This window comes from Gordonia westfalica (assembly GCF_900105725.1).
Taxonomy (GTDB): Bacteria; Actinomycetota; Actinomycetes; order Mycobacteriales; family Mycobacteriaceae; genus Gordonia; species Gordonia westfalica.
Map to the genome: position 1 here is coordinate 224,550 of NZ_FNLM01000034.1, position 22,974 is coordinate 247,523.

A 22,974-nucleotide genomic window follows, 5' to 3' on the forward strand; every position below is an offset into this window, starting at 1 on the left:
TATGGCTTAGGCTTTGGTGCCGCCGCCGCGGGTGTGGCGAGGTTTAAGGGTGAGGTATTCGCTGAGCACTTCACGCTCGGCGGGTGTCACGGTCTGGGCGAAGTGCATCAGTACTGCCGCGGAGTCCCCGCTGGCGTCGAGGACCTGACGCAAGGTGCGTGAGGTGGCCTCTTCACGGGTCTGCATGGGGAAGTACCGGTAGGCGCGGCTGACTTTTTCTCTACCGACGAACCCTTTTTTGTGCAGGTTGGTGACGACGGTGAGCACTGTGGTGTAGGCCGGTTCGCGGTCGTGGAGTTCCTCGACTAGGTCGTGCACCGACATCGCCGCACCGGCTGACCACAGCACGTCCATCACTGCGCGTTCCAGTGAACCCAGCCCAGTCATTTTCACCCACCATCTCTAGATGCGGGTCAATCTTACGACGGACTACCTCAGTTAGTAGCTTGGTCCCGTTGGAGCGCATCGGCAGCGCCGCGACGCGGGCGGTGTTTGAAGGCCACGGAGAATTCGGTTCCAGGGGTGCTGCGGTGGATGTGACGTCGGGTGGTGGTCGGCAACGTGATGGTGAAGGTGGCTCCGTGTCCGGCTCCCAGGCTTTCGGCGAGCAAGGTGCCCCCATGGTCTTCGACGATAGAGCGGGCGATGGTGAGGCCGATTCCGCTGCCGCCGGCGTCTCTGGTGCGTGAGGAGTCGGTGCGGTAGAAGCGGTCGAAGATGTGTGGAAGGTGTTGAGGGGGAATGCCGTCACCGCAGTCGACGACGCTGATGCGCACCGCGTGTGCCGGGGCGGTGTCGGCTTTCACTACGACTCGCTGGCCCGGGGAGCTGTGTCGCAGCGCGTTGGTGAGCAGATTGAGCAGTACTTGGCTCATTCGTTCGGCGTCGACATGGATGTGTACGCGCGCGGCGGTGGTGACGATGCCTAGCGTGACTTTGGCGTCGGTGAACAGGTCGGCGGCTTCTTCGTAGGTCGCGATGAGCAGTTCGTTGACAGTGATCGTCGCCGGGTGGAGGGGCATCTGATGCTCGTCGGCGCTGGATACGGTCGCGATGTCCTCGGCGAGACGCTGCAGGCGGGTGGTGGCGGTGCGCACGACGTCAAAGGTCTGTGAGTCGGGAGCCCGGATTCCGTCTTCGATGGCGTCGGTGATCGCGCCGATGGTGGTCAGTGGGGTGCGCAGTTCGTGGGCAAGGTCTGACAGCATCCGCTTACGGATGTCGTCTTGTGAATCCAGCCGTTGTGCAAGTTGGTTGATAGCTCGGCTGAGCTGGGTGAACTCGGTGCCGAGCTGGCGATCGGGTACGCGCGTGCGGTAGTTGCCGGCGCCAATAGCCACGGCTGAGCGGGCGACACTGGCGACTGACTGTTGTACGCGGCGAGCCAGGAACCAGCTGACGGCCGTGGCCAGGATCGTCGAGGTGATCAATGCGACAGACATTGAGACGACGATCGAGGAAGTGAACGCGGCTTCGACATGGTCGGCCTGAACTGACCCTGGCTCGAGGCGAGCTTGGCCGAGGTGGTCGTGGAAGGTGTGTGGAGCCACGAATAGTGCCACGATCGCGACGCTGATGCCGCCGCCGGCGATGACGATAGCTTGAGCGAGCATGAGCCGGGAGCCGAAGCTGCCGGGGATACGTAACCGTCGACGTTCATCGTTCATCGCTGGCTCCTCGAGGTTGGCCGTCACCCATCCGGTAGCCCACTCCGCGAACGGTGCGGATGAATCGGCCGGCTACGGCGCTGTCACCGAGTTTGCGGCGCAGACTGGCGACATGGACTTCGACGACGTGGGCATCGCCGACCCAGTCGGGTCCCCAGATTTCGGTGAGCAGTTGCTCTCGACTGAACACAACACCGGGCCGCCGCGTGAGCGCTTCGAGAACGTCGAACTCAGTCCGAGTCAGCTCCACGGGTGTGCTCTCCACCTGGACTTCACGACCCTGAGGGTCGAGGGTGAGCTCCCCTATCGTCCGCGGGTGCGACTCGCCGGTTGGGGTCGGCCGTGGTCGGCGCAGCATGGCGTCGATGCGCGCCATCAGCTCACGAGGGCGAAATGGTTTCGTGAGGTAGTCATCGGCCCCCACCGACAGGCCAACGACTGTGTCGACTTCGTCCGCGCGGGCCGTGACCATCACGATGTAGGCGTTGGTGAAGGTGCGCAACTGTCGACAGACCTCGACGCCATCGAGTGACGGCAAGCCCAGGTCGAGGATGACTACTGCCGGACTCGCCGTGCGTGCGGCGGCGACTCCCTCCTGGCCGTCGGGCGCAACGGTGACCGTGAATCCGCTGCGCTGCAGGTAGTCAGCAACGACTTCGGCAATGTCGGGCTCATCTTCGATCACCAGGGCGTGCAGACCGTGCGGTGGTCGGACCACCGGCATATGGAGGTCGTCGACGACGTTGCGATCTTGGGGCACGCTCCTATGGTGGCGGTGGTCTACACGATCATCCAACCTCGTGGGCATTCTTGAGCAGATCTTGATCCACGCTGCCGATCAGCCTTGAGGTTCGGTGGGCAAGGTGGCGGTGTCGCCGGGTGGAACGTTACGACACAGTTCCCTCTCACACTGATGATCTGATTTCTGCCCGGCGGCGTCCTGTTCAACAACGCAGAGGATGCCCGTGTGACTGTCTCCTACAGCCTCACCACCAGTGATCCATTCGCCAGTACCTTCCCCGCCGAAGCCGCGTCGCCCCGTGCTGGGCTGAGTCGTCAGCTGGTGGGCGGCACCCCGGTGTTGCGCATCGAGGAACCCTTCGCCGAGCACGGGCGCGGCTTCTGGGCCAAGCTGGAAGGCTTCAACCCCGGTGGTATGAAAGACCGGCCTGCGCTGCACATGGTGGAACGCGCCCGCGCCCGTGAAGAGCTGGCCCCGGGGGCGCGGATCATCGAATCAACTAGTGGGACACTGGGATTAGGCCTGGCTTTAGCGGGCATCGTGTTCGGGCATCCGGTGACCTTGGTGACCGATCCAGGACTGGAACCGATCTTGCGGCAGATGCTCGCCGCATACGGCGCCCAGGTCGATGTCGTCAGCGATCCCCATCCGGTCGGGGGTTGGCAACAAGCCCGCCGCGACCGCGTGCGCACCCTGCTCGAGCGCGACGAGGCTGCGTGGTGTCCCGACCAGTATTCCAACCCCGACAACGTGACCGGTTACAGCTCGTTGGGTGTGGAGTTGATCGCGCAGCTGCGACATATCGATGTGCTGGTGTGCTCGGTGGGCACCGGTGGGCACTCAGCCGGTGTGGCTCATACTCTGCGGCAGTTCAACCCTGAGCTGGAGGTTGTGGGCGTAGACACCATTGGCTCGACGATTTTCGGCCAGCCGGCACAGTCACGGATTATGCGGGGACTCGGCTCGAGTATCTACCCCCGCAACGTTGCCTATGACCAGTTCAGTGAGGTGCACTGGGTGGCGCCGGCCGAAGCAGTCTGGGCATGTCGCACCCTGGCCGCCACGCATTACGCCACCGGCGGCTGGAGCGTGGGCGCGGTGGCCCTGGTCTCGGGCTGGCTGGCGCGTACTCGTTCGGCCGATACGCGCATCGCGGCGGTGTTCCCCGATGGCCCCGCTCGCTACTACGGAACCATTTACAACGATGAGTACTGCCGCGCTCACGACCTGATCGGCGCCCCGGCGCCGCCCACTGAACCCCGCACCATCAGCGATCCGCTCACTCAGGTCGCGAGCAGCTGGACGCGGTGCCCTACCATCATCGACCCCACTTGCGTGCCGCACGCCGAGCCCACGAGCTGATCTATGCGACGCCTCTACCGCAGTTTCCGCAGCTTCGATCGCCCCAGCCAAGTGCTGATGGTCAATCAGTTCACCATCAATCTCGGCTTCTACATGCTCATGCCCTACCTCGCCGCCTACCTCGCCGGCCCGCTGGCCCTGGCCGCATGGGCAGTGGGCCTGGTCCTGGGGATACGCAACTTCTCCCAACAGGGCATGTTCCTGATCGGGGGAACACTCGCTGACCGCTGGGGTTACAAACCGCTCATCATCGCCGGATGCCTGATGCGGGTCATCGGATTCGTCCTACTGGCCCTGGCCAGTTCGCTGCCGGCGATCCTGATCGCCTCGGCGGCAACGGGATTCGCCGGGGCGCTGTTCAACCCCGCCGTACGCGCATACCTGGCCGCCGACTCCGGTGAGCGCCGCATCGAAGCATTCGCCGTGTTCAACGTCTTCTACCAGGCCGGGATCCTGCTCGGGCCGCTGGTCGGACTAGCCCTGACCGCCCTGGACTTCCGGCTCACCTCCCTCTGTGCGGCAGCAGTTTTCGCGGTCCTGACCCTCGTGCAGATCAAAGCGCTACCCGCAACAACACCTGCCCCGAGCAGCACCTCAATCATTCAGGACTGGCGCAGCGTCGTCCGTAACCGGCGATTCCTGCTCTTCGCTGCGGCGATGGCCAGCTCTTACGTGCTGTCCTTCCAGGTCTACCTCGCCCTGCCCCTACATGCCGACCGCATAGCAGACAACCCCACCCTCGCCACCAGTGTTGTCACCGCAATGTTCGTGGTGACCGGTCTGGTGGCCATCGCCGGCCAGCTACGCATCACCACATGGTTCGGCAACCGCTGGGGCAGCACCGGCAGCCTGAGCGTGGGAATGACGCTGATGGCTGCAGCTTTCCTGCCCCTAGTCGCCAGCACCGCAACGCATCAGCGCAACATCGCCCTCAACATCGCCGCCCTGCTACTCACCGCAGCTCTGCTCGCCGCCGCCACCGCAGCAGTGTTCCCATTCGAAATGGACACCGTGGTGGGACTGGCCCGCGGCACGCTTGTCGCCACCCACTACGGGCTCTACAACACCATCGTCGGGATCGGGATTCTGCTCGGCAACGCCGCGACCGGGTGGCTGTTCAGCGCGGCCACCACCCGCGACATGCCCGAACTGGTGTGGATCGCTCTAGTCCTCACCGGCATGGCGGCGGCGTCAGCCCTGTTGCTGTTGCACCGCCGCGGATGGCTGGGCTTCACCGCCACCACCGAAGCTCAGCCCACCACAACCCATTGATTACCCTAGGGGGTAAGGTATGAATGTGGTGTGGCGAGACGCCACAGCGACAGACCCCCTGAGGGTCGTCGGCACCACTGCTGTACCGAAAGGGCACATCTCATGAGCACATCGACAGTGATCGTCTCCGGAATGACGTGTGGGCACTGCGCGTCGTCGGTGCGTGAAGAAGTCGGAGCACTGGCCGGCGTGACTGACGTCGACGTCGACTTGGCCAGCGGGCACGTCACCATCTCCAGCTCGGCCCCGATCGAGCCCGACGCGATCCGCGGCGCGATCGAAGAGGCCGGCTACCACCTGGCGCAGTAGCCGATGGGGGGCTGAAGTGTCTGCCCCACTGGCGACTTCAGCCTCTCCCGGGCGGCGTGGGTGTCGCCACCACCGATGACAGGAATCCAGCGATGAATGTTCCAACCAAGCTCGGCGTCTTCGCCGCGGCCCTGCTGATAGTTTTCGCTGCGGCGTACGCCATCGCCGCTGGTGTCGCTCCCGACAGGGCGTCGACCTCCCCGGCTGAGTCCGCCCATGCCGATCACAATGCTGCACCACAGTCGCGAACATCCGCCTCGTCTCCGGGGGCCGATCAGGTTCGCGGAGTTTCGATGGCAGCAGCCGGCTTCATCCTGGGGAATGTGGTGGCACCCCATGCGTCCGGGGTGCAGGCACCGCTGAGCTTTGAGATCCTCGACGCCGCCGGGGCCGCGGTCACCGACTTCGCCGCCGAGCACGACAAGCAGCTGCACCTGATCGTCGTCCGCGCGGATGGCACCCACTTCCGACACGTGCACCCCACTCTCTCGCCCGAAGGGCGCTGGACGCTGCCCTGGCAGTGGGCGACGGGAGGCAGCTACCGGATCTACGCCGACTTCGTGCCCGCCGCCACCGGCCAACCCCTCACCCTCACCAGCACCGTCGAAGTCAGCGGTGACTACCAGCCGGCCCCACCCGCCGCCGAATCACGACAGTCACCCGTCGACGGGTTCGACATCGAACTGGCCGGGCACCTGCGCGCTGGAGCCGAGTCCGAACTGACCGTCACCGTGCGCCGAGCAGGACAACCAGTCACCACCCTGCAGCCGTATCTGGGCGCTTTCGGTCACTTGGTGGCCCTGCGACAGGGTGACCTGGCCTACCTGCATGTTCACCCAGAAGGCGCGGCACCAACCGCCGGTCAACTCGCGGGACCACAGGTCCGCTTCGCCACCACCGCCCCCACCCCGGGCCGCTATCTGCTCTACCTCGACTTCCAGGTCCAGGGCGCTGTGCATACCGCCACCTTCGTTCTCGACGTCCCCACCGGCGCCCCGGCCCCGACACCTGACTCCACGGCCCCCTCGGCCGATCCGCACGCCGGACACTAACTCGCTGACCAGCGCCACCCGGGGCACTGCGCCGAGGCATTCACCCAACGAGGAACCCCCCATGACCACCTCAGCTCCGATCCACCCACCTGCGGCCACCGCCGAGCAGACAGGCGCCGTCGATATCGAACTCGCCGTGTCGGGCATGACGTGTGCATCGTGCGCGGCACGCATCGAACGCACACTGAACAAACTCGACGGAGTGAGCGCCTCGGTGAACTACGCCACCGAAAAAGCTCACGTCAGCGCACCCGCCGGTGTCGACCCACACCTGCTGATCGAGACCATCGAACAGGCCGGATACCACGCTGCGCTGCCCGCCACTCCCACCAAAGGTGCCGCCCCCGACGATGACCCTTCGGACGACGACGGGGAGCTCGTGGCCTTGCGTCACCGACTGATCGGTGCGGTGGTTCTCTCGGTACCGGTGATCGCGCTGGCAATGGTCCCGGCGTTGCAGTTCACCTACTGGCAGTGGGCGTCGTTGACGTTGGCCGCGCCAGTGATCGTGTGGGCGGCATGGCCGTTTCATGGCGCCGCGTTGCTCAACCTGCGCCACGGTGCGGCCACCATGGACACCCTCATCTCGGTCGGCACCACCGCGGCGCTGTTGTGGTCGTTGTATGCGTTGTTCTTCGGCACCGCCGGACAACCAGGCACGACCCACGGGATGTTGACCGGACTAAGTTCGGACACGCCGAGGACGATCGAGGCGGGGGCGGTCAGCGTGGTCATTGTCGAGGGCACTGTTGAAGGGAGTGTCCGTGAACCGTGAAGACGCGAAGGGTGTGCCGACGAGGCTTCCGGCCTGGGCCGTGTGAACCCAGTAGATGGGGTTCCGTTCTGGTCTCTGGTTGGACCGGACGATCGTGAGATCGAGCCGGTCGGCGAGTTTCTGAAGGAGTTGGTCACTCGTGGTCACCGCGCCGGGACGGTTCGGAGCTATGCGTATGACCTGCTGCGATGGTGGCGCTGGTTGCGTGTGATCGACCGGCCGTGGAACCGTGCCACACAAGAAGACCTGCGCGAGTTCGTTCTCTGGTTGTCTGATGCCATCAAGCCGGAAAGTGGTCGGCGGACCGTGTCCGTCTCGACCGCGGGCACGATCAACGCCGTCACACGCAAGCAGTACCTCGACGACCGCTACAAGCCGCGGACCATCCGCCACAGCAATGCGGTGCTGCGCACCTTCTACGAATGGGCCATCATCGAAGGGACTGGGCCCCTGGTAAACCCAGTCCAGTTGCGCAACGCGAGCCGGCGCGCCCATGCGCACCACAACCCCCTCGAATCATTCCGAACCGACGGCCGGCTTCGCTACAACCCGCCCATACCGAAACGTCGTCCGAGGGTCCTTCCCGATCCGGAATGGGTTCGGCTCTTCGGTGCGCTCACCTCCAATCGCGACAGGGCACTGCTGTCGATGGCGGTCAGCAATGGTGCCCGAGCTGGGGAGATCCTCGGGATGCGGATGGCCGACGTCGACTGGGGCGAGCAGTTGGTGCGGGTGACTCGTAAAGGTTCACGGGACGAACAATGGCTACCTGTGAGCGCGGAGGCGCTGCTGTGGCTCCGCCTGTATCTGTCCGAGATCGATGATGTGCAACCGAACGCCCCACTGTGGTGGACCCTTCGCGTCCGCAATCGTCGGGCTGGTGCGTCCCGCCAACCGATGAACTACGAAACGCTCCGAGGCGTCTTCCGTCGCACCAACGTCGCGCTCGGAACCAACTGGAGCATGCACGATCTGCGGCACACTGCCGCACGACGTATGGCCGACGACTCGAAGCTCTCGCTCCGTGACGTTCAGACAATCCTCGGCCACCGACAAATCGCCACGACCGTCCAGGTGTACCTGCACGAATCAGATGTCCAGGTGGCGTCGCGTGTACTCGAGCACCTGAGCAGGCCTTCACCACCACACCCCCTCGCGGGGAAGTCGCTGGGATACCGGGACCATGACATGTCTGTTCTGTTTGGCGGTGAGGATCTGTGCTGACGACAGTGGCAACTCCCTCAGTGACCGTCCGCCCGAGCGCGTTCACGGACACCACGACGGCCACTCGATCGATGAGGTGCTTGCCGCCGTGGAGGCAGACCTTCGCTGGCGGAATCACCCGGTACGCGGCGAGCGGGCCGCGATCGCGCTGCGCGGCATCCTCGAGTGGCTCTCCACATTCCCCGGAACCGGCTGGCAAGAGCGGTGGTCAGCCGCATCGGGGAACGACTACCCGAGCTGGATCACCACCATGACCGAGCATCTCTCGGCGCGCGGAGTCGCCCGCAGGAACGTGATCGACACAGTGCCGGCGCTCCTCATCCATCGAGTGGTGATCGTCGACTACGCGTTCCTGCGCGCATACAGGGCACGAAGCCTGTACGAGACGGTTCGAGAGAGGCTCCGCCCCGATCTCTGGGAACGCATCGCCGCCAACGCACCGCGCGCCAAACTGACGGCGTACCAGTTCCGCGAAGCGCGGTTGGTGTTGAGCAAGATGGTCCTGGCAACCGGCCGAGACCTCAACCAACTGCAGCTACATGACTTCACCGACTATCTTGCAGACAACCGGCACTCCAACGGGTCCAACCCGAACGGCGTCCACGCGGCCTGGGATCTCGTCCGCGGGATTGCCCCCATTCCCGACAACGACCTGCTGACGTGTCTGAGAGTCGGCCAGCGCAGCGCCGAACAGATCATCGACCGATTCGCCATCCAGAACTCGGCTATCCGGGATCTCCTCGTTCGCTATCTCAACGAGAGGAAGCCAGCGCTGGACTACACCTCCTTCGACTCAACAGCCCGCCTACTCGGCTCCTTCTGGGCTGATATCGAAGCCCACCATCCGGGTGTCGACTCCCTGCACCTCAGCGACAATGCCGCGCGAGATTGGAAGCTGCGCTTGCGTACCGTCACGAATCGAGATGGGTCCACCAGACCGCGGCTGAATTACCTGGACGTGCTGATGGTTGTGCGCGCGTTCTACCTCGACATCCAGGAGTGGGCCCTCGCGGATCCCTATTGGGCTCCGTGGGCGGCTCCGTCTCCCGTGCACCGTATGGACACAAAGGGAATCGAGAAGGCCAAGCGCACCCGACAAGCCCGGATGCACCAACGCGTCCGCACTCGGCTTCCACATCTCGACCGTCTCGTGGACAGCGCAAACGACCATCGCGAAGACCGGGCGGCGCTTCTCGACCATGCGCGGAGGGCCCAACCCGGCGAAGAGTTCGAGTACCGCGCAACGAAATACCGCAGGGTCGACCCCAGCGACAAGCGACGCGTCAACGGCAACACGACGTTCGTTCACGTCATCGATCCAGCGGGCCGGCGCATCGACGTCGTCAAGGAGGAAGACGACGCCTTCTGGACCTGGGCTGTTATCGAGACACTGCGCCACACCGGAATACGAGTGGAAGAGCTCGGCGAACTCACTCACCTCGCACTCGTCACCTACAGGCCGCCGGATACGGGCGAGACGGTGCCACTTCTGCAGATTCTTCCCTCGAAGAGCAACGAGGAGCGCCTGCTGCTCGTCAGCCCCGAACTCGCCAGCGTCCTCGCCTCGATTATCACTCGACTACGCGGTGAGAACGATGGAGTGATCCCGCTGGTCGCCAGATACGACAAGCATGAGCGGACGACAGGTCCAGCGCTTCCGCACCTCTTCCAGTGCCGCAACGGGCACCGACGTTCAGTGATCGGGTACGGAACCCTGCGACGCCTTCTCGAAGAGGCGATCGAGCGCATCGGCCTTCGTGACGCGGCCGGCGAGCCGTTGCACTTCACACCGCACGACTTCCGGCGATTGTTCGCCACGGACGCGGTTACGGGCGGACTCCCGGTCCACATCGCCGCCAAGCTCCTCGGACACGCCAACATCACCACCACGCAGGGGTACGTCGCGGTTTTCCAGGATGAGCTGATCGGGTCCTACCGCCGTTACCTCGACCACCGTCGAGCGATGCGCCCCGCCGTCGAGTACCGGGAACCCACCGATACAGAGTGGGCTGAGTTCGAGCAGCACTTCGCGACCCGACAGCTTGAACTCGGCACCTGCGGTCGCCCCTACGGATCGCTGAAGCGCGAACAAACGGGTGGCTCGGCGAAATTTAAGGGCTCGAGACCAGCCGAGACGCGGCGATCCGCAAGCTCACGGTCCTCGACCGATCGGGCCCGTACGGCCGAACAGGCCTGGCCGACTTGGGTATCCCGTCGGCTCGCTGATCCGCTCAGGGCGAGACGGTCGTTCAGTGAACCAGCGGCACGCCGAAGTTCAAAAGAACGTCGGGAATTGGATGACCAGACCAAGTTCCAGTGGTGCGGGAGATTCTAGGTCGGCGGGAGGTTCGACTGGGTCGTCTCGGACGGGCGGGTCAGTGCATTCAGTGCGTTGATCCCTACAGGTTCAGTGGCCAGCATCGGCACGATCGCACTCCGGTTGTGTGTGCTGGTGATGGAGCTGATCTCGACGACTTCTGTCCCGGCACGCCGTCGGAGCAGCGGTGATGTCGGGTGAGCTGCAGCGATCGAGTTGTTGACCACCCAGGCCCACGGGTGGATCCCGGCGCGTTCGAGGTCGGCGTGCAGTGTTTCGGCTTCGAGGCGGGGTGTGGTTTCGGCGAGGGTGACGATGAGGATCTTGGTCTCGTCGGGATTCTGCAGCCGCATCAGTGGGGTGGTGAAGTTCGTGTTCTCGCCCATCTGCCGGGCGATCTCGCGGTGGTAGGAGCCGGTCGCATCGAGCAGGAGCAAGGTGTGGCCGGTGGGGGCGGTGTCGACGACGACGAAGTGCCGGCGGGATTCGTGGATGATGCGGGAGAAGGCCTGGAAGACAGCGACTTCCTCGGTGCACGGGGACTTGAGGTCCTCGGCGAGGTTGGCGCGGCCCTGCTCGTCGAGGGCGGCGCCCTTGCTGGTCAGGACCCGGTCCCGGTACGCGGCGGTAGCCTCAGCCGGATCGATCCGCGAGACGGTCAGGTTCTCGAGGTTGCCGGCGAGGGTGTCGGTGAGGTGCGCGGCCGGGTCGGTGGTGGTCAGGTGCACCTGGTGGCCGCGCTCGGCGAGCGCGACGGCCACGGCGGCGGCGATGGTGGTCTTCCCGACCCCGCCCTTGCCCATGCACATGATCAGGCCGTGGTCGTCGGCGGCGAGTTCGTCGACGAGCGCGGACAGCGGCGCTTCCGGCACGGCGGCAGCGGTCTCGGAATCGGCCTGTGCCGGTGCGGTGTTCGACTCGGTGATGAACAGGGTGCCCAGGGCGTCGATGCCGACCATGCTGGTGGCCTTGAGCTCGACCTGGTCGAGGGGCAGCTTCCGCAGGTCGCCCGGTAGGGCGGCGAGGGCGGCCTGTTCGCGGTCGTAGATCGCGGAGGCCAAGGCGTCGCTGCGGTCGGGGGCGGGGAGGACACCGTTGATGACGACGTGCTGCTCGGTCAGTCCGATGTCGGCGAGTTCGGTGTGGGTGCGGGCGATCTCGGCCAGCGGGGACCGCTGCGGCCGGGCGACCAGGACCAGGCGGGTACGCTGCGGGTCGGCCAGGGCGGCGACGGCGCCGGCGTAGATGGTGCGTTGCTTCTCGAGCCCGGACAGCGGGCCCAGGCAGGAGGCGTCGCCCTTGCCGTCGTCGAGGAATTCGGTCCACGACCCGGGCAGCTGCAGCAACCGGATTGTGTGGCCGGTGGGGGCGGTGTCGAACAGGACGTGGTCAAACCCGGCGATCGTGGTCTCGTCGGTCAGCAGCGCGGTGAACTCGTTGAACGAGGCGATCTCGGTGGTGCACGACCCGGAGAGCTGTTCGGTGATCGACGCGAGTTCCTTCTCGGGGAGCAGCCCACGGACGGGGCCGATGATGCGTTCGCGGTACGCGTCGGCGGCCTGTTCGGGGTCGATCTCGAGCGCCGAGAGTCCCGGGACGGCAGGGACGTCGGTGATTGTGTTGCCGATGCTCAGCCCGAAGACCTGCCCCACGTTGGAGGCGGGGTCGGTGCTCACGAGCAGGACCTTCTTGCCCTCGCGGGTGAGGGCGACGGCGGAGGCGCAGGCGATCGAGGTCTTCCCGACCCCACCCTTGCCGGTGAAGAACAGGAACCGCGGTGCACCGTCGAGGAACTTCATGGGTCGACCTTTCAGCAGCAGCTGGTGTTGTCCGGGCCGTCGCCGCAGCAGGATCCGGCGTCGGTGGTGTCGGTGAGGCCGAGCATCTGGATCGCGGCGGGCGCGGCCACCGGTTCGGGGGCGATGCCGGCCCACTTGGCGAGCTGGGCGCGGTCGGGGTAGCGGCCGGTGACGGCGGTGACGCCGTCGACGAGGACGAGGGGCAGGCCCTCTGAGCCGGAGAGCTGCAGGAACGCCTTGACCGGTTCCCGCTCGGCGAAGGCGAGGGGCTCATTGGCGAGGTTGAAGCGGGCGATGTCGCCGCCCTGGGTGTTGATCCAGTCCATGTCGGCGGTGAAGGTGACCAGGGCCTGGTCGACGTCGTCGCCGCACACTCCGGTGTTGCAGCACAGTGCGGGCTCGAAAACCTCGATACGGGTCATCAGGGGGGCCTCTCAGTTCTCAGGGGTGGGTGGGGGCCGTGAGCTGGGCGGCGAGCCGGTCGACGCGGGCGGCGATGTCGTCGCGGACCAGGCGCATGCGGTCGATGCCGTCGATGCCGCGTTCGGACGGCTCGTCGGTGTCCCAGTTCTCGAACCGGGTCCCCGGGACGGGATCGACGTGGGCCTCGCGGCCGAGGGTGACCACCACGTCGACTGCCCGCAGCAGCTGCGGGTCGATCGCCTTCGGGGTCTCGGCGGTGATGTCCACGCCGACCTCGAGAAGCGACTGCGCGGACAGGGCGTTGACCGCGGCGCCAGGCTTGGTGCCGGCCGAGTGCACCTCGACCGCGTCGCCGGCGGCCTTGCGCATCAGCCCGGCCGCCATCTGGGACTTGCCGCCGTTCTTCACGCAGACGAACAGCACCGAAGGTTTGTTCACGCTCGGATCCTTCCGGGGTGGCCGTGTTCACCGGCCGTTCGGTTGACGAGTTGAATCGATAAGAGTCAATATAGACGTATGTCGAATCAATCGTCGAGTGGGGTCGAGGCCTGCTGCTCGCCCATCACGCGGGAGCCGTTGACCTCAGATTGGGCCTCTGACCTGGCCCGGATGTTCAAGGCGCTCGGGGATCCGGTGCGTCTGCGGATGCTGAGTCTGATCGCCAGCCACGAGAACGGCGAGAGCTGTGTGTGCGACATCTCCCCGGCGTTCGAGCTGTCGCAGCCGACGATCTCGCATCACCTCAAGGTGTTGCGCGAGGCCGGTCTGCTCGACTGTGAGCGCCGCGGCACCTGGGTCTACTACCGGGTGATCCCGTCCGCGCTCGCGCAGTTGTCGGCGGTGCTGGCGTCCGAGGTCGGTGTCGTCGAAGGCTCGGCCTGCGTGCCCGCAGCTGCGGTCGTGGAGGTGGCCCGGTGACCGAGACGACCACCCATCCCGCTGTTGTCGGCAAGCTCTCGACCCTGGACCGGTTCCTGCCGGTGTGGATCGGTGTGGCGATGGTCGCCGGCCTGCTCCTGGGCCGGATGATCCCCGGCCTCGGTGACGCACTCGGGGCCGTCGAACTCGACGGCATCTCCCTGCCGATCGCGCTCGGTCTGCTGATCATGATGTACCCGGTCCTCGCGAAGGTGCGCTACGACCGCCTCGACACCGTCACCGGCGACCGCAAACTCCTCCTCGGCTCCCTGCTGCTGAACTGGGTCCTCGGCCCGGCGCTGATGTTCGCGCTCGCCTGGATCTTCCTGCCCGACCTGCCCGAATACCGGACCGGTCTGATCATCGTCGGCCTCGCGCGCTGCATCGCGATGGTCATCATCTGGAACGACCTCGCCTGCGGCGACCGCGAAGCGGCCGCCGTCCTGGTCGCGATCAACTCCGTCTTCCAGGTAATCATGTTCGCCGTCCTCGGCTGGTTCTACCTCTCGGTGCTGCCCGGCTGGCTGGGCCTCGAACAGACCACCATCGACACCTCACCGTGGCAGATCGCCAAGTCCGTACTGATCTTCCTCGGCATCCCGCTGCTCGCCGGGTTCCTCACCCGCCACTTCGGGGAGAAGGCCAAGGGCCGCGAGTGGTACGAGGAGCGGTTCCTGCCGAAGATCGGCCCCTGGGCGCTCTACGGCCTGCTGTTCACCATCGTGATCCTCTTCGCGCTACAGGGCGACCAGATCACCTCGCAGCCACTCGATGTCGTCCGGATCGCGATCCCGCTGCTCGCGTACTTCGCGATCATGTGGGGCGGCGGCTACGCACTCGGCGCCGCAATGGGACTGGGCTACGAGCGCACCACCACCCTCGCGTTCACCGCCGCGGGCAACAACTTCGAGCTCGCCATCGCGGTCGCCATCGCCACCTACGGCGTCACCTCCGGCCAGGCCCTCGCCGGGGTCGTCGGACCGCTGATCGAGGTCCCCGTCCTCGTCGGCCTGGTCTACGTCTCCCTCGCGCTACGCAAACGCTTCAACCGCACGGACTCTCCCGCACCCATCGCTTCGTGACCCGAGAAGGCCAGGAGACGAACATGTCCCAGCATGTCGACCGCCATCAGTCCGAACTACTCGTCCCCGAGGCGGTCCTGCGGCGGGCCGCCGAGCATCTCGCCGGCAGATACGTCGGGGTCTTCTCCCCGGAAACGGTGGAGCGGACGGTGTTCGAGTCGTACGCCGCGCTCCGCGAGACCGCCACGGTGCACACCCATCTGACGGCGCTCGCGCCCAGGCTGGCCGCCGAACGCCTCACCGCCCGCGCCCACACCGACGGTTCCGTGGTGAAGACGGCGCCCGAGGTGCTGTTCGTCTGCGCCCACAACACCGGCCGCTCGCAGATGGCGGCGGCGCTGCTCGACCACCACAGCGGCGGCCGTGTCCACGTCCATTCGGCGGGCTCGGCCCCGACCGGCGGGATCGATCCCGCCGTCCTCGCGGTGATGGCCGAAACCGGAATCGACCTGGCCGCCGCGTATCCCAAGCCGCTGACCGACGAGGTCGTCGCCGTCGCCGACGTGGTGGTCACCCTGGGCTGCGGCGACGCCTGCCCGGTCCATCCGGGCACACGGTATCTCGACTGGTCGGTACCCGACCCGGAAGGGCAATCGCCGCACATGGTGCGCGCGATCCGCGACGAGATCGATATTCGTGTCCGCGGCCTGCTCACCGAACTCACCACCACCACCCAGGCCTGACCCCTCCATCTTCCCGAAAGGTTCTCGATGACCACCGATTCCCCGAACGCCACTCCGTCGGTCCTGTTCGTCTGCGTGCACAACGCCGGCCGCTCCCAGATGGCCGCCGGATTCCTCACCGCGCTGGCCGGTGACCGGATCGAGGTCCGCTCCGCGGGCAGCGCCCCGGCCGACCAGGTCAACCCCGCCGCGACCCTGGCGATGGCCGAGGTCGGCATCGACATCTCGACGCAGTCCCCGAAGATCCTCACCGTGGACGCGGTACAGGCCTCCGACGTGGTGATCACGATGGGCTGCGGCGACACGTGCCCGGTCTTCCCCGGAAAGTCCTACCGCGACTGGGTTCTCGAGGATCCGGCCGGTCAGGGTGTCGACGCGGTCCGCCCGATTCGTGACGAGATCAAGGCGAAGGTCGAGGCGCTGATCGCAGAACTGACCGCCGAGCCCGCCCGTTCCTGACCGACAACGTCCACCTCTTCGCCCCTGCGGGGGCCGCACGGAAGGCTCCTCATTGAGTACTGACGCGACCATCCACGACCTGATCATCGTCGGCTCCGGACCCGCCGGATACACGGCCGGCGTCTACGCCGCCCGCGCGGAGCTCGAGCCCCTGCTCTTCGAGGGCACCCAGTTCGGCGGCTCGCTGATGACCACCACCGAGGTGGAGAACTTCCCCGGCTTCCGCGAGGGCATCATGGGCCCGGATCTCATGGACGAGATGCGCGAGCAGGCCAAGCGTTTCGGCGCGGACATCCGCACCGAGGACGTCGAGGAGATCGAGCTGGACGGCCCGGTCAAGAAGGTCGTCGCGAACGGTGAGACGTACTACGCCCGCGCCGTCATTCTTGCGATGGGTGCCGCTGCCCGCTACCTCGGTATCCCGGGGGAGGAGAAGCTCCTCGGCCGCGGCGTCAGCGCCTGCGCCACCTGCGACGGCTTCTTCTTCCGCGACCAGGACATCGTCGTGGTCGGCGGCGGCGACTCCGCGATGGAGGAGGCCACCTTCCTGACCAAGTTCGCCCGCAGCGTCACCCTCGTGCACCGCCGCGAGGAGTTCCGCGCGTCCCGGATCATGCTCGAGCGCGCCAAGGCGAACGAGAAGATCCGCTTCGTCACCAACGCCGAGCCGGTCGAGGTGCCGGGTGAGAACAGCGTCACCGGCCTGGTGGTCCGCGACACGGTCACCGGCGAGCGGTCCACGCTCGACGTCACCGGCATGTTCGTCGCCATCGGCCACGACCCGCGCAGCGAGCTCGTCAAGGGCCAGGTCGACGTCGACGCCGCCGGCTACGTCCAGGTGCAGTCGCCGACCACCGCCACCTCCACCGAGGGTGTCTTCGCGGCCGGCGACCTGGTCGACCACACCTACCGTCAGGCCATCACCGCGGCCGGCACCGGCTGTGCCGCCGCGATCGACGCCGAGCGCTGGCTGGCCGACCAGGGGGAGATCACCGAGAACACCCTCGCCGCCGCGGGCGAGCCCGTCACCGTCTGAGCATGATGCAGCAGCGATCGGTGACCGACATGGATGTGGTCGTGATCGGTGGCGGACAGGCCGGGCTCGCCGCGGGCTACTACCTGCGGCGAGCCGGGCACCGGTTCGTGATCCTCGACGACCAACCGGTACCCGGCGGGGCATGGCCACACACGTGGCCGTCGCTGCGGCTGTTCTCCCCGGCGGAGTTCGCGGCCCTGCCGGGATGGCCGATGCCGCCGTGGCCGGACGGTTTCCCGCCCGCCTCGCACGTGGTCGACTACTTCACCGCCTACGAGGAGCGCTACGACCTGCCGATCAAGCGGCCCGTCCGGGTCACCGGTGTGGACCGCGACGGGCAGCACCTCGCCGTCACCACGAACCAACGGATCTGGCGGGCCCGGCGGGTGATCAGCGCGACCGGCACCTGGCAGCAACCGTTCTGGCCGCTGTACCCGGGTGCGCGGGAGTTCACCGGCCGCCAACTCCACACGGTCGACTACCGGCAACCGTCGGACTTCGCTGGCGCCCGGGTGGTGATCGTCGGTGGCGGCAACTCCGCCGCCCAGCTCGTCGCCGAAATCTCCACCGTGGCCACCACCACGTGGGTGACGACCCGGCCACCCCGCTTCCTCGCCGACGACGTCGACGGGCGGGTGCTGTTCCAGGTCGCATCCGAGCGCGCCGCGGCGATCGCCGCCGGGAAACCCGATCCCGGCGGACCGGCTTCCCTCGGCGACATCGTCATGGTGCCCGAGGTGCGTGAGGCCCGCGATCGTGGTGTCCTGCAGGCGCTACCGATGTTCGACCGTCTCACCCGAGACGGCGTCGCCTGGGGAAACACGGTTCAGCACGCCGATGTCATTGTGTGGGCCACCGGCTTTCGGCCCGCGCTGGCCCACCTGCGTCCGCTGCGGTTGCGCGAGCACGACGGCACGATCGCCGTCTCGGGCACGAAGGCGCTCAAGGAGCCCCGCCTGCACCTGCTCGGCTACGGGGACTGGACCGGCCCCGGCTCGGCGACCATCCTCGGCGTCGGACGCACTGCCAAAGCTGCAGTCGCCCAACTCGACCTCGACGACTGACCACACTCGTCCGATAAGGGACCGGCGACGAGCGCGCCCACGTTCACCCGGACGCTTCCGCGGTGTGGGCGTTGCGCAAGGTGCTCGGGTATGCGGGTCATGGTGAGTGGTCCTCGTTGGATTCGAGGAGCAATGCGCCGATGACGAGGACGACGCCGCAGGTGATGTAGGTGTCGGCGATATTGAAGGTGGCGAACCATCCGGTGTGGAAGTAGTCGGTGACCTTGCCGTCGAGAAGACGGTCGATGACGTTGGCGGCGGCGCCGGCGACGATCGCGGCGAGCCCGACGGTCTGGATCGGGTGACTGTCCGGTGCGGTACGCCACGCGAACACACTGATCGTGGCGGTGATGGCCGCGGTGGCGGCAAGAACGACGGCGGTGGGGAGTTGGTCGCCGAGACTGAAAGCGACCCCGGTGTTGTAGGTCAGGCGCAGTTGCAGCAGGCCGAGATCGACGGTCCGACCCCAGGAAAGAGTGTCGCGTGCAATCGGATCGACGACCAGCGCGATCGCAGCTAAGGCGACGGCGACCGCGACGAGGGTGCGGCGGCCGCGGCGCCACCTGGCTGAGGTCGAGGTGGTGGGCTCGGCGTAGGTCATGACCGAGTCCCGGCGATCGGTTCGCGCGTGATCGCCGAGGGTGTCGCTGCGGTGAGGGTTCGGGCGCGTCCGGCGCGGACGCCGTTGGCGATGACGACGATCTCGGCGACTTCGTGGACGAGGACGACCGCGGCCAGGCCGAGGACACCGAACAGGGCCAGCGGCATCAAGACGGTGATGATCGCCAGGGACAGGCCGACGTTCTGCAGCATGATCGTCCGAGACCGGCGCGCGTGGTGCAGCGCCTGAGGTAGGTGGCGCAGGTCCTCGCCCATCAGAGCGACGTCGGCAGTCTCGATCGCCACGTCGGTTCCTATTGCGCCCATCGCGATACCGAGGTCTGCGGTGGCGAGGGCGGGGGCGTCATTTACTCCGTCGCCGACCATCGCGGTCGGTCGCGCAGCGCGGAGGGTTCCGACGATGCGGGCCTTGTCCTCGGGGCGCAGGTCGGCGTGCACTTCGTCGATGCCGACGTCGGCGGCCAGGGCGCGGGCGGTGCGGTCGTTGTCGCCGGTGAGCATCGCGACCTGGTAGCCGTCGCGGCGCAGGCCGGCGATCACCTCGTGTGCCTCGGGGCGGAGTTCATCGCGGACGGCGACCGCCCCAATCACGGTTCCGGCGCGCTCGATCAGGACCGCGGTGGCGCCGGCACGCTGCATCCGTTCGATGTCGGCGGTGAGGGGGCCGGGGTCGATCCAGCCGGGTCGACCGAGCCGAACCGGTGCGCCGTCGATGCGGCCGGTCAGGCCCGCGCCGGTCACGGCATCGACATCGTCGGCGGGCACGTAGTGGCCGACGGCGGCGAGAATCGCTCGGGCCAGCGGGTGTTCGCTGCGGGCCTCCAACGCCGCGGCCACCGCGAGGACGTCGCCGCGGGTGGCGCCGTTAGCGGCGGCGACGTCGATCACGACGGGCTGGTTGCGGGTGAGAGTGCCGGTCTTGTCCAGCGCGACGGTGCGGATGCGGCCGAGTGCTTCGAGGGCGGCACCGCCCTTGACCAGGACGCCGAGCTTGGACGCGGCGCCGATCGCGGCGACGACCGTCACGGGGATGGCAATCGCCAGCGCGCACGGTGAGGCGGCGACGAGCACGACGAGGGCGCGTTCGATCCACACCCGCGGATCACCGGCGAGGCTGCCGACTGCGGCGATGACCGCGGCCGCGACCATCACGGCCGGGACAAGCGGCTTGGCTATCTTGTCGGCCAGGCGTTGCGCTTCGCCCTTGCGGGACTGCTCGGCCTCGACGATCCGCACGATCTTGGCCAGCGAGTTGTCTTGCGCGCCAGCGGTGACCTCGACCTCGAGGACTCCGGTGCCGTTGATCGACCCGGCGAACACCTCGTCGCCGGGACCGGCCTCGACGGGCACCGATTCGCCGGTGATCGCGGAGGTGTCCAGGGCGGTGCGTCCGGTGCGGATGACGCCGTCGGTCGCGATCCGCTCCCCGGGCTTGACGATCATGATCTCGCCGAGAGCGAGCTCGGCCGGCGGGACGGTCTCCTCGCGGCCGCCGCGGAGCACCGTGGCGGTGTCCGGGACCAGGGACAACAGGGCCCGCAGGCCGCGGCGGGTGCGGGTGACCGCGTACTCCTCGAGCCCCTCGCTGATCGCGAACAGGAACGCGAGCATGGCGGCCTCGCCGACCTCGCCGAGCAGCACCGCTCCGACGGCGGCAATCGTCATCAGCGTGCCGACGCCGATCTTGCCCTTGGCCAGCCTCTTGAGCGTGGACGGGACGAACGTGTAACCCGCCACGATCAGCGCGGCCGCCTCGAACCCCACAGCGAGCGCATCGGCTCCGCCGGTCACGCGAACGATCAGCGCCGCGACCAGCAGCACGCCGGCCGCGGCGGCGGCGCGGATCTCGGTGATGTGCCAGAGCTTTTCGGGCTCGTGTTCTTCCTCGCCTTCGGGGCGGGGTTCGTCGTGGCCGCAGCCGCACGCGTCGCTCATGACTTCTCCTCGGCATCGGTGCCGTAGTTCGGGCACAACGCGACCGCGTTCCCGGTCGCCGCCAGCAGCGTCTCCGCCGAGGCGAGAAGATCCATCAACTCCGGCCGGGCCAGCGCATAGAACACCTGCCGCCCCTGCGGGCGGCCGGTCACCAGCCCGCAGTCCCGCAGACACGCCACATGCGCCGACACCGTCGACTGCGCCAACCCCAACTCGCCGACCAGATCCGCCACCCGAGCCTCACCCGCAGCGAGGCGGCGCACGATCGCCAACCGGGTCCCGTCCGACAGGCTGTGGAACAACGCCACCGCCGCATCGAGGGTCGAGCCGGTACTCCCGGCTGTCAGGCAACCATCCGCACGATCAATCGTCATACGGCGATGATAACCGATGAACTACGATGTTAGATGGGGGTTGGAGATCAGGTGAGGACATGGAGAACTGGCTGACGAATCTGCAGGCCTGGTGGACCTGTCAGGTAATGATGGCGAACGGAACATGTGAGATGTGCGCGTGCACGCCGATGACGGGCTGCTGCTAGGTCGCATGTTGCTTCGGCCGTGAACCCGCTCGTGTCGCCTTCGGTGCAGTGCTGCGCTGTGGGCGGAACGAGCGGGCATCTTTGCCCTCACTCGCGAGGTCACTGATCGGGTCGGTTTCCGCCAATTCGACATTTCGACGATGCTCGAACGCACGGTCCGCATACGCGGACTGAGTGTCTGACGTCAGTGTCGCCGCAGCTCCGCCTGGCGGAGCGCCTCGACGAAACATGTGAGATGTGCGCGTGCACGCCGATGACGGGCTGCTGCTAGGTCGCATGTTGCTTCGGCCGTGAACCCGCTCGTGTCGCCTTCGGTGCAGTGCTGCGCTGTGGGCGGAACGAGCGGGCATCTTTGCCCTCACTCGCGAGGTCACTGATCGGGTCGGTTTCCGCCAATTCGACATTTCGACGATGCTCGAACGCACGGTCCGCATACGCGGACTGAGTGTCTGACGTCAGTGTCGCCGCAGCTCCGCCTGGCGGAGCGCCTCGACGAGGTCGGGAACTGTCGGTGCTCCGGCGGGGCCGTTGGCGGTGTGGTAGACCCTGCAGGTCAGTCCCACCCCGGTGGTCGGCCCGAACGCGTCGACCCGGTCGATGCGGATGGTGGGCGATCCCGGAAACGCTTCGCGTTCTGCCTCGTCCTGGGTGTCGATCGCCCGGAGCACGATCGGCGTTCCGGCGTTCCCGGTCGCGGCGAGGGCCTCGGCGATCTGGTCCCGGGCGATCTGCCAGTTGGGGCAGCCGTCGAAGTAGAGCAGCTCGATGTCCACGACGGTCAGAACGCCGCGCAGCTGGTGGCGGCCTCGGTCTCGGATCGTCGTTCGAGCAGGACGGTGTCGCGCCACTCGCCGCCGAGTTGGGCGATGCGTTCGCGGACCCCGACGGTGCGGAACCCGGCGGAGTGGTGCAGCGCGATCGCGGCCCGGTTCTCCGGGAAGACCGAGGTCTGTAGCGTCCACAGGCCGGCCTGGTCGGCGGCGATCACCTGCGTTCGGAGCAGGGCCTTGCCGACGCCGCGGCCGCGCCAGCCTTCGGCGACACAGACCGCGCTTTCTGCGACCCCGCGGAAGTGCTCGTGGGGCGACGCGGGGGTTAGGGCGGCCCAGCCGACGACGGTGCCGTCGATCTCGGCGACCCACCGGTGATCCGGGAGCCACTGGGTGTCCAGCGTCTTCCGAGGCGGCACCTCGGTGGCGAAGGTGGTGAGACCGGTGGCGATGGCGTCGCTGTAGATGCGGCGCACGGCGGGCCAGTCCTCGTCGGTCATCGGTCGAACGGTCACGTCGCCGGGGAGATCGTCCGGGCAGCACGGGCGCTGGGTGAGCAGGCCCATGACTGCGTCGGCCGCGCTCGGCAGGCCGGTGCAGCACGCCGGGTTGACCACCACGACGGAGCTGGTGCCGTCCTTGTGGACGGTCACGAAGCCGACGTCGGCGAGCTTGCGGACGTGGTGCGAGATGGTCGGCTGGCCGATGCCCAGCCGTGTGGCCAGCTCCCCGATGCTGACGCCGGCCGGGGTGCTGGCGACCTCGTGGAGAAGCCGGACACGGGTCGGTTCGGCCAGGCAGGCGAACCAACCGGCGTAGGTGGCCGCGTCCTCGGCCGCCAAACCGGCCGACGGATGCCCGGCACCTGCACTCGGCGGGACACGGCACTCGGCGGACTCAGTGGACGTAACCATGAACTCAGT

The 22,974-nt window shown here is 67.1% G+C and carries 23 protein-coding genes and 1 pseudogene; 13 read left to right on the forward strand and 11 right to left on the reverse strand.

Translation table 11 applies throughout. The annotated features are described in order from the left end of the window. Nucleotides 1-6: 6 nt before the first annotated feature. The 3 genes from BLU62_RS06350 to BLU62_RS06360 are packed head-to-tail and all read right to left on the reverse strand — an operon-like array spanning nucleotide 7 to nucleotide 2,391. The gene (locus BLU62_RS06350) at nucleotides 7-387 is read right to left on the reverse strand and encodes a BlaI/MecI/CopY family transcriptional regulator (RefSeq protein ID WP_005180013.1); all 381 of its coding nucleotides are present in this window, start codon (nucleotides 385-387) and stop codon (nucleotides 7-9) included. Nucleotides 388-434: 47 nt separating this feature from the next. Further along, nucleotides 435-1,667: a sensor histidine kinase gene (locus tag BLU62_RS06355; protein WP_005195289.1), complete on the reverse strand. Its 1,233-nt coding sequence runs from the start codon at nucleotides 1,665-1,667 to the stop codon at nucleotides 435-437. After that, nucleotides 1,657-2,391, reverse strand: coding sequence for a response regulator transcription factor (locus BLU62_RS06360; protein ID WP_005180009.1), 735 nt, complete (start codon nucleotides 2,389-2,391; stop codon nucleotides 1,657-1,659). Before BLU62_RS06360 ends, BLU62_RS06355 begins: the two co-directional genes overlap by 11 nt. A 243-nt stretch (nucleotides 2,392-2,634) precedes the next feature. Between BLU62_RS06360 and BLU62_RS06365 the strand changes: the two genes are divergently transcribed. The 7 genes and pseudogenes from BLU62_RS06365 (at nucleotide 2,635) to BLU62_RS06395 (ending at nucleotide 10,738) form a co-directional block, all read left to right on the forward strand. After that, a complete protein-coding gene (locus BLU62_RS06365; protein ID WP_005180004.1) occupies nucleotides 2,635-3,771 on the forward strand; it encodes a PLP-dependent cysteine synthase family protein in 1,137 nt (378 codons plus the stop codon). Nucleotides 3,772-3,774: 3 nt separating this feature from the next. After that, complete coding sequence (locus tag BLU62_RS06370; RefSeq protein WP_074848790.1) at nucleotides 3,775-5,043, forward strand: MFS transporter; 1,269 nt, start codon at nucleotides 3,775-3,777, stop codon at nucleotides 5,041-5,043. Nucleotides 5,044-5,145: 102 nt separating this feature from the next. Further along, nucleotides 5,146-5,352 carry a heavy-metal-associated domain-containing protein gene (locus BLU62_RS06375; protein ID WP_074848791.1) on the forward strand — a complete coding sequence of 69 codons (207 nt, stop codon included), beginning with the start codon at nucleotides 5,146-5,148 and terminating at the stop codon, nucleotides 5,350-5,352. Between the two features lie 92 nt (nucleotides 5,353-5,444). After that, nucleotides 5,445-6,404, forward strand: coding sequence for a hypothetical protein (locus BLU62_RS06380; RefSeq protein ID WP_024499316.1), 960 nt, complete (start codon nucleotides 5,445-5,447; stop codon nucleotides 6,402-6,404). A gap of 61 nt (nucleotides 6,405-6,465) precedes the next feature. Beyond that, a pseudogene (locus tag BLU62_RS06385) lies at nucleotides 6,466-7,084 on the forward strand (cation transporter); the annotation flags it as partial. Nucleotides 7,085-7,221: 137 nt separating this feature from the next. Then, on the forward strand, nucleotides 7,222-8,403 hold the full coding sequence (locus BLU62_RS06390) for a tyrosine-type recombinase/integrase (protein WP_208863606.1): 1,182 nt from the start codon (nucleotides 7,222-7,224) through the stop codon (nucleotides 8,401-8,403). An 88-nt stretch (nucleotides 8,404-8,491) separates the two neighbouring features. Further along, complete coding sequence (locus BLU62_RS06395) at nucleotides 8,492-10,738, forward strand: tyrosine-type recombinase/integrase (RefSeq protein WP_159441548.1); 2,247 nt, start codon at nucleotides 8,492-8,494, stop codon at nucleotides 10,736-10,738. On the opposite strand, the gene arsA is transcribed toward BLU62_RS06395, so the two are convergent. Genes arsA through BLU62_RS06410 form a run of 3 tightly spaced genes read right to left on the reverse strand, consistent with a single transcriptional unit; the run spans nucleotide 10,735 to nucleotide 13,380 of the window. Further along, nucleotides 10,735-12,519: an arsenical pump-driving ATPase gene (arsA, locus tag BLU62_RS06400; RefSeq protein WP_074848794.1), complete on the reverse strand. Its 1,785-nt coding sequence runs from the start codon at nucleotides 12,517-12,519 to the stop codon at nucleotides 10,735-10,737. The genes BLU62_RS06395 and arsA overlap by 4 nt on opposite strands. 11 nt (nucleotides 12,520-12,530) lie before the next feature. Next, the gene (gene arsD, locus BLU62_RS06405) at nucleotides 12,531-12,941 is read right to left on the reverse strand and encodes an arsenite efflux transporter metallochaperone ArsD (protein ID WP_074848795.1); all 411 of its coding nucleotides are present in this window, start codon (nucleotides 12,939-12,941) and stop codon (nucleotides 12,531-12,533) included. A 19-nt stretch (nucleotides 12,942-12,960) separates the two neighbouring features. Beyond that, a complete protein-coding gene (locus BLU62_RS06410) occupies nucleotides 12,961-13,380 on the reverse strand; it encodes an arsenate-mycothiol transferase ArsC (protein ID WP_005195317.1) in 420 nt (139 codons plus the stop codon). Between the two features lie 78 nt (nucleotides 13,381-13,458). On the opposite strand from BLU62_RS06410, the gene BLU62_RS06415 reads away from it, so the two are divergent. Genes BLU62_RS06415 through BLU62_RS06440 form a run of 6 tightly spaced genes read left to right on the forward strand, consistent with a single transcriptional unit; the run spans nucleotide 13,459 to nucleotide 18,184 of the window. Beyond that, nucleotides 13,459-13,860, forward strand: coding sequence for an ArsR/SmtB family transcription factor (locus BLU62_RS06415; RefSeq protein WP_005195318.1), 402 nt, complete (start codon nucleotides 13,459-13,461; stop codon nucleotides 13,858-13,860). Next, complete coding sequence (gene arsB / locus BLU62_RS06420) at nucleotides 13,857-14,942, forward strand: ACR3 family arsenite efflux transporter (RefSeq protein ID WP_005195320.1); 1,086 nt, start codon at nucleotides 13,857-13,859, stop codon at nucleotides 14,940-14,942. Before BLU62_RS06415 ends, arsB begins: the two co-directional genes overlap by 4 nt. A 23-nt stretch (nucleotides 14,943-14,965) precedes the next feature. Continuing rightward, nucleotides 14,966-15,625 (forward strand): arsenate reductase ArsC, encoded by a 660-nt coding sequence (locus BLU62_RS06425; protein ID WP_005195321.1) that lies wholly within the window; start codon nucleotides 14,966-14,968, stop codon nucleotides 15,623-15,625. Nucleotides 15,626-15,652: 27 nt separating this feature from the next. Then, complete coding sequence (locus tag BLU62_RS06430; RefSeq protein ID WP_005195323.1) at nucleotides 15,653-16,084, forward strand: arsenate reductase ArsC; 432 nt, start codon at nucleotides 15,653-15,655, stop codon at nucleotides 16,082-16,084. A 52-nt stretch (nucleotides 16,085-16,136) separates the two neighbouring features. Next, nucleotides 16,137-17,120 carry a thioredoxin-disulfide reductase gene (trxB, locus tag BLU62_RS06435; protein ID WP_074848796.1) on the forward strand — a complete coding sequence of 328 codons (984 nt, stop codon included), beginning with the start codon at nucleotides 16,137-16,139 and terminating at the stop codon, nucleotides 17,118-17,120. Between the two features lie 2 nt (nucleotides 17,121-17,122). Continuing rightward, the gene (locus tag BLU62_RS06440) at nucleotides 17,123-18,184 is read left to right on the forward strand and encodes an ArsO family NAD(P)H-dependent flavin-containing monooxygenase (protein WP_005195327.1); all 1,062 of its coding nucleotides are present in this window, start codon (nucleotides 17,123-17,125) and stop codon (nucleotides 18,182-18,184) included. Between the two features lie 97 nt (nucleotides 18,185-18,281). On the opposite strand, the gene lspA is transcribed toward BLU62_RS06440, so the two are convergent. The 5 genes from lspA to BLU62_RS06465 all read right to left on the reverse strand — a co-directional run bounded on the left by lspA (nucleotide 18,282) and on the right by BLU62_RS06465 (nucleotide 22,965). After that, nucleotides 18,282-18,785 carry a signal peptidase II gene (gene lspA / locus BLU62_RS06445; protein WP_005195328.1) on the reverse strand — a complete coding sequence of 168 codons (504 nt, stop codon included), beginning with the start codon at nucleotides 18,783-18,785 and terminating at the stop codon, nucleotides 18,282-18,284. After that, complete coding sequence (locus BLU62_RS06450; RefSeq protein WP_005195329.1) at nucleotides 18,782-20,740, reverse strand: heavy metal translocating P-type ATPase; 1,959 nt, start codon at nucleotides 20,738-20,740, stop codon at nucleotides 18,782-18,784. The genes lspA and BLU62_RS06450 overlap by 4 nt, the downstream gene beginning before the upstream one ends. Then, nucleotides 20,737-21,114, reverse strand: coding sequence for an ArsR/SmtB family transcription factor (locus BLU62_RS06455; protein ID WP_005195330.1), 378 nt, complete (start codon nucleotides 21,112-21,114; stop codon nucleotides 20,737-20,739). The genes BLU62_RS06450 and BLU62_RS06455 overlap by 4 nt, the downstream gene beginning before the upstream one ends. Nucleotides 21,115-21,736: 622 nt before the next feature. Next, nucleotides 21,737-22,054, reverse strand: coding sequence for a hypothetical protein (locus tag BLU62_RS06460; protein WP_005195331.1), 318 nt, complete (start codon nucleotides 22,052-22,054; stop codon nucleotides 21,737-21,739). A 5-nt stretch (nucleotides 22,055-22,059) separates the two neighbouring features. After that, complete coding sequence (locus tag BLU62_RS06465) at nucleotides 22,060-22,965, reverse strand: GNAT family N-acetyltransferase (RefSeq protein ID WP_005195334.1); 906 nt, start codon at nucleotides 22,963-22,965, stop codon at nucleotides 22,060-22,062. Nucleotides 22,966-22,974: the final 9 nt, after the last annotated feature.